Origin of the sequence: Clostridioides sp. ZZV15-6598 (assembly GCF_020657705.1) — a bacterium.
Lineage (GTDB): Bacteria > Bacillota > Clostridia > Peptostreptococcales > Peptostreptococcaceae > Clostridioides > Clostridioides difficile_F.
Window position 1 is genome coordinate 1 of sequence record NZ_JAGWCS010000196.1, and the last position, 5,406, is coordinate 5,406.

4 protein-coding genes are annotated in these 5,406 nt (G+C 26.9%); all 4 read left to right on the plus strand.

Annotated features, from left to right (window positions below):
• On the plus strand, positions 1-2,158 hold a 2,158-nt coding region (locus tag KGF50_RS20215; protein WP_227849721.1), incomplete at its 5' end, for an EAL domain-containing protein.
• A gap of 245 nt (positions 2,159-2,403) precedes the next feature.
• Positions 2,404-3,066 (plus strand): phenylalanine--tRNA ligase beta subunit-related protein, encoded by a 663-nt coding sequence (locus tag KGF50_RS20220; protein ID WP_227849722.1) that lies wholly within the window; start codon positions 2,404-2,406, stop codon positions 3,064-3,066.
• Positions 3,067-3,443: 377 nt separating this feature from the next.
• Positions 3,444-4,853, plus strand: a complete 1,410-nt coding sequence (locus tag KGF50_RS20225) for a L,D-transpeptidase family protein (protein WP_227849723.1) — start codon at positions 3,444-3,446, stop codon at positions 4,851-4,853.
• A gap of 86 nt (positions 4,854-4,939) precedes the next feature.
• A complete protein-coding gene (locus KGF50_RS20230; protein WP_227849724.1) occupies positions 4,940-5,215 on the plus strand; it encodes a Nif11-like leader peptide family natural product precursor in 276 nt (91 codons plus the stop codon).
• Positions 5,216-5,406 lie beyond the last annotated feature (191 nt).

Here is a 5,406-nt window from a genome sequence, read left to right on the forward strand (position 1 = left end):
GATATTAGGATATCTATATATAGAAGATACAAAAAATCTTCTTATATCAGAGGCAGAAGTACATATAAAAGAAGTTGCAACACAAGGTTCTCAATTAGCACAAAGACAAATTGAAAAAGATTTAGATATTTTAAATATTTTTTCAAGTTATTATACTTCAAATCCAAACATGTCTAATGACGAAAAAATAAAAAAGCTTTTAGATGAAATGGAAAACCAAAAATTTTATACTATGGCAATTGTTGATATAAATGGGAATGCAGAAAATACTAAGGGTAATAAGTTTTCTGTTAAAGATAGAGAATTCTTCGAAAATTCAATTAATGGCAAAGAGTATGTTTCAAGTCCATATGTTGATGAAGTAAATAAGTCTGTAAAAAAGGTTACTATCTCAGTACCAATATTAAGTAATGATAAAGTAGTTGGAGTTTTATATTGTACTTATAATGTTAATACTCTAATGAAACTTATAAATGTATCTTTTTATGAAAATAATAGTATATCTTATGTTGTAAAAAATAATGGGACAGTTATACTTCATCCTCAACAAGATAGATTATCAAAGAATATTTATGAATTGTTAAAACAGGATAATGATATTGAAGATGTAAATCAATTAAAAAAACAATTAGAAGAAAATAAAACAGGTGCAGCAATCTTAAATATGTCAGGAGAAAGACGATACCTAGGATATGCTACTATGGATAATGAGAAGAGCAAAGAGAATTACATAAAGGATTGGAACTTGATTTTTTCAATTCCAGAAAGTGTTATATTCCGTAATTCTGAGCAAATTATTAAGAGAGCTGTATATGCAGTGTTATTGATTATATTTGTGTTTATTGCAATTATTTTCTATATAATGTACATAAAAAAATCTAATGAAAAAGAAATATTAAGTTTAGCATATGAAGATAGAGTCACACATATAGGAAATCAAAATAAATTTTATAGAGAATGTAGTAAGCATCTTTTAAATAAACCATCTTTAAATTATATTATAGTATATTTTGATATTGATAATTTTAAAATGATTAATGATACTTTTGGATATGAATTTGGTGATAATCTATTAATTACTATAGCAAGAGCTTTAAAAGAGGAATTAACAGAAGGTGAAATATATGCACGGCTTTCAAGTGATTATTTTGCTATTTTCTGTGAATATAAAAATGGAAGAAATAAAATTATAAAAAAACTTGATAGTATACGAAGTAATATTGAAAATAATCTAAATACAGTATTTGAAATTTCTCTTTGTGTGGGTATTTACTTCGTAGAAGAAGGAGAAGTAGATGCTCAAAAGGCTGTGAATAAAGCCAACATGGCAAGGTCTGTTGCCAAAGGTAAAAATATAAACTATGCTATTTATAATGAAGATGTTAGAAATAAGCTTAGTGAAGAATCTATAATTTTAGATGATATAAAAACAGCATTAGTAAAGAATCAATTTGAAGTTTATTATCAACCTAAGTTTTCACTTGTAAATGGTGAGATGATAGGAAGTGAAGCACTGATAAGATGGAATCATCCTGAACATGGGTTTATAAGTCCAGCTATATTTATTCCAATAGCAGAAAAAAGTCAATTGATTTTAAAAATAGGTAGATTTGTATTTGAAAGAGTCTGTAGCGATTTATCTAAATGGGAAAAACAAGGTAAAAAATTAGTACCAGTTTCAGTAAATTTATCTAGGGTTGAGTTATATCAACCAGATATTGTAAAATTTATCAATAGTACTATCCAAACATATAACATACATTCAAGTTTAATTGAATTGGAGATAACAGAAACTGTAGCTATTAATGAATTAAATATATTAAAGAGTGTTTTAAATGAATTAAGGAAGTATGGATTTTCAATTTCTATGGATGATTTTGGGACAGGTTATTCCTCTATTAGTTGTCTAAGGGATATGCCAATTGATGTATTAAAATTAGATAAATCTTTTCTCAATGGTATTGAAAATGATGAGAAAAGTCGTAATATAGCAAAGTCTATAGTATCTCTAGCAAAATCATTAGATTTAATTGTAATTATAGAAGGTGTTGAGAGTAAGAAACAGGCTGAGTTAATGAAACAATTTGGATGTGATTTAGTTCAGGGGTTTTATTTTGCAAGACCAATGCCAGTTCAAAATTTTATGGAATTACTTTAAAAGTAAAATTTAATTTTTTATATAAAACACTATTATAGATGCTTGGATTTAATAAATGCTTGCTAGATAATTAGTGTTTTTTATTTTGTAAGATTTATATATGAGGAAAGTAATTACCTTTTACAAAAATCTGTTAAAAATAAATTATTTTAAATATAAATATGTTATTAACAAAAGAATAGTACTATAATGTATAGATGATAAAGAACTTAACTAAAAATTTAATGTATAGGAGTTGTTTGAGTATGATAGATATAAGCATTGATAAAAAACTTAAGGACAAATGGCCTGATGCAAAATTAGGATGTATCCAAGCAAAAGTAGTAGTAAATAAAAGCTCAGAAAAGTTAATAAATGGGATAAATGAGTTTTGTGATATTTTAAATCAAAAGCTAGAAATTGAAGATATTACGAAATTGGATAAGATTAAAGATGCAAGAGATGCATATAAAGAACTTGGCAAAAATCCAAGTAGATATAGAACGTCTTCAGAAGCATTAGTTAGAAGAATTGTTCAAGGGAAGGGTCTATATACAATAAATAATATAGTTGAAATAAATAATCTAATATCTATAAAATCATTATATCCAGTTGGTACATATAATGTAAGTAAATTACATCCACCAATATGTTTTACTGTAGGTGATGAAGGCGAGCAGTATAAAGGTATTGGAAAAGAGTTGATAAATATAGAAAATCTACCTATATTATCTGATTCATTAGGTAAATTTGGAAGTCCAACTAGTGATTCTGAGAGAGCTATGATAACAACAGATGCGAATGAAATACTAATTTGTATATTTTCATTTAGTCCAGAATCAGATATTGAAGAGTACTTTGGATATTCTAAGGATTTACTTAAAGAATATGCAGATGGAAAGGACATAGAAACTAAAATAATTAAATAATAATTATATAAAATGTATATAACAACGTTATGTTAAGTTGGAGACTAATATATAAGAATGAATCAAAAAAGGAAACTAACAAGATATTAGTTTCTTTTTTTGAAAATAGTAGTTTAATGTCACAAAAATAGACAGATAGCCACACTGATGCTTAAAAGTATGGTAATATATTATTATAGCAGAGGTTATATTTAAGGGATTTTGAAAGGGGGCATTGACAATAAGCATTTTATCTGAAAGATAAATTGATATCATGTAAATAACTCTATCTTCAAAAATATAAATTAATAATATAATAGTTTGGGTATATAGAAGAAATAAGGTTTTTTAAAACTAGTAAAGTACATAGGTAATTATAATGAAGAAAGGATTTAGTTATGATTGAAGGAAAAGAGGCAAAACAAGAAAGTGGGCAAAAAAATCTAAAAGTTAAGATAGCTATAGTAGCAGGTGTTTTGATTGTAGCTTATATAGGGATGGCAATCTTTTTTAGAAATCATTTTTACTTTGGTACAACTATTAATGGTGTGAAAGCGTCAGGAAAGACAGTTGAACAAGTAAATGATTTATTAACATCAAGTACTAATTCTTATACTTTAAGTCTAGAGGAAAGAAACAATAAAAAAGAACAAATAAAAGCAAAAGATATAGACTTAAAATTTACACCAGATGATAAGGTTCAAAAAATAAAAGATAGCCAAAGTTCATTTGGATGGATTGGTGGAATATTTAAATCTAAAGAGTATAATAATATGGTAACTCTTTCATATGATAAAGATTTACTAGAAAAAGGGTTTAATGCTTTATCTTGTTTTGATAGTAAAAACGTTGTAGAGCCTAAGAGTGCATACCCTAAGTATGATAGCAGTAAAAATGCTTATGTTATAGTACCAGAGGTACTTGGAAACAAAGTAAAAAAAGATGATTTTTATAAACTAGTACAAAAATCAATTAATTCTGGTGTTACTTCTGTTTCTTTAGAGGAAAATAAAGTATATGAAGCTCCAAACAATACAAAGGATTCAGAAAAGTTAAAAGAAGCTATTAAGACATTAGATAAATATGTTGGTGTAGTTGTTACATATGATTTTAGTGACCGTAAGGAAACTTTAGATGGTTCTGAGATTAATAAGTGGTTAAAAGTAGACTCAGAAAAAAATTATGACATAACTTTCGATAATGATGTGATGGTAGAGTATACAAGAGGATTAAGCAAAAAATATAGTACTTTTGGAGATTCAAGACCATTTAAAACTGCAACTGGTAAAGAGATTACTATTTCAGGTGGAATTTATGGATGGTTGATAGATAAAAAGAAAGAAGCTGAAGCTTTAGTTGATGTTGTAAAAGCTGGCAAAAATGTTACGAGAGAACCTATATACATGCAAAAAGCTGTATCTCGTAATAAAGATGATATTGGTAATACATATGTTGAGATTAGTCTTTCCGACCAACACATGTGGTTCTTTAAAAATGGAGAAATGCTTGTATCAACAGATGTTGTAACTGGAGATTTAGGTAGAGGGTTTGCTACACCATCAGGTATATATCCTCTTAACTATAAAGCTAGAAATGTTTCTTTAACTGGTCAAGGCTACAGTTCACCTGTAAGCTATTGGCTTCCATTTAATGGAAATATAGGAATTCATGATGCTACTTGGAGAGGTTCTTTTGGTGGAGGGATATATAGGTCATCAGGTTCACATGGATGTGTAAATACACCTTTTTCTAAGGCAAAGAAAATATATGAAAATATAGAACCAGGTACACCAATTATTTTATACTAGTAAATATACTGTTTATAACGATTAAGTGAAGTCATCTTAGTTTTTTTTAAGATGGCTTCTTTTTTATATAGAAAGGAATGTATATAATGAATGAAAAATTAATTAAAATCTTAGATGAAGCAAAGAAAGATTCAGAGTTTAAGAAAGAGATTATGGAAACAAGAAAACAACGTGATGTTATGGATTCATTTTGTAAAGTAGTTACATCTAGAGGATATGATATAACAATAGGTGAACTTTTTTCTATAGGAGAAGAATATACATCCAATCTTCTAAAAAGCGTAAATGGAGGAGCTGCATATCCTATTGAAAATTGGAGTGATTGGTTCGAGGATTTTTTCATCATGTTGGCGAATATATAATATATAAACCAATTAGTGATATTATCTATTTAAAGTTAAGAAAATAATTGAGAGATTAAAATATTTAAAAATAAGTGTAAATTTTATCAATCTTAAAAAAGGATTAACTTATCTCTAATAAATTTAGAAAAAATTAAACTAAAATAAGCTGACAAAAATCGATATGAGCTAATGACTGTATCTTATAAACA

Excerpts from the sequence above, each read along its gene's own strand:
- KGF50_RS20230 (WP_227849724.1), top strand. The coding sequence starts at position 4,940 with ATGAATGAAAAATTAATTAAAATCTTAGATGAAGCAAAGAAAGATTCA.
- KGF50_RS20220 (WP_227849722.1), top strand. The coding sequence starts at position 2,404 with ATGATAGATATAAGCATTGATAAAAAACTTAAGGACAAATGGCCTGAT.
- KGF50_RS20225 (WP_227849723.1), top strand. The coding sequence starts at position 3,444 with ATGATTGAAGGAAAAGAGGCAAAACAAGAAAGTGGGCAAAAAAATCTA.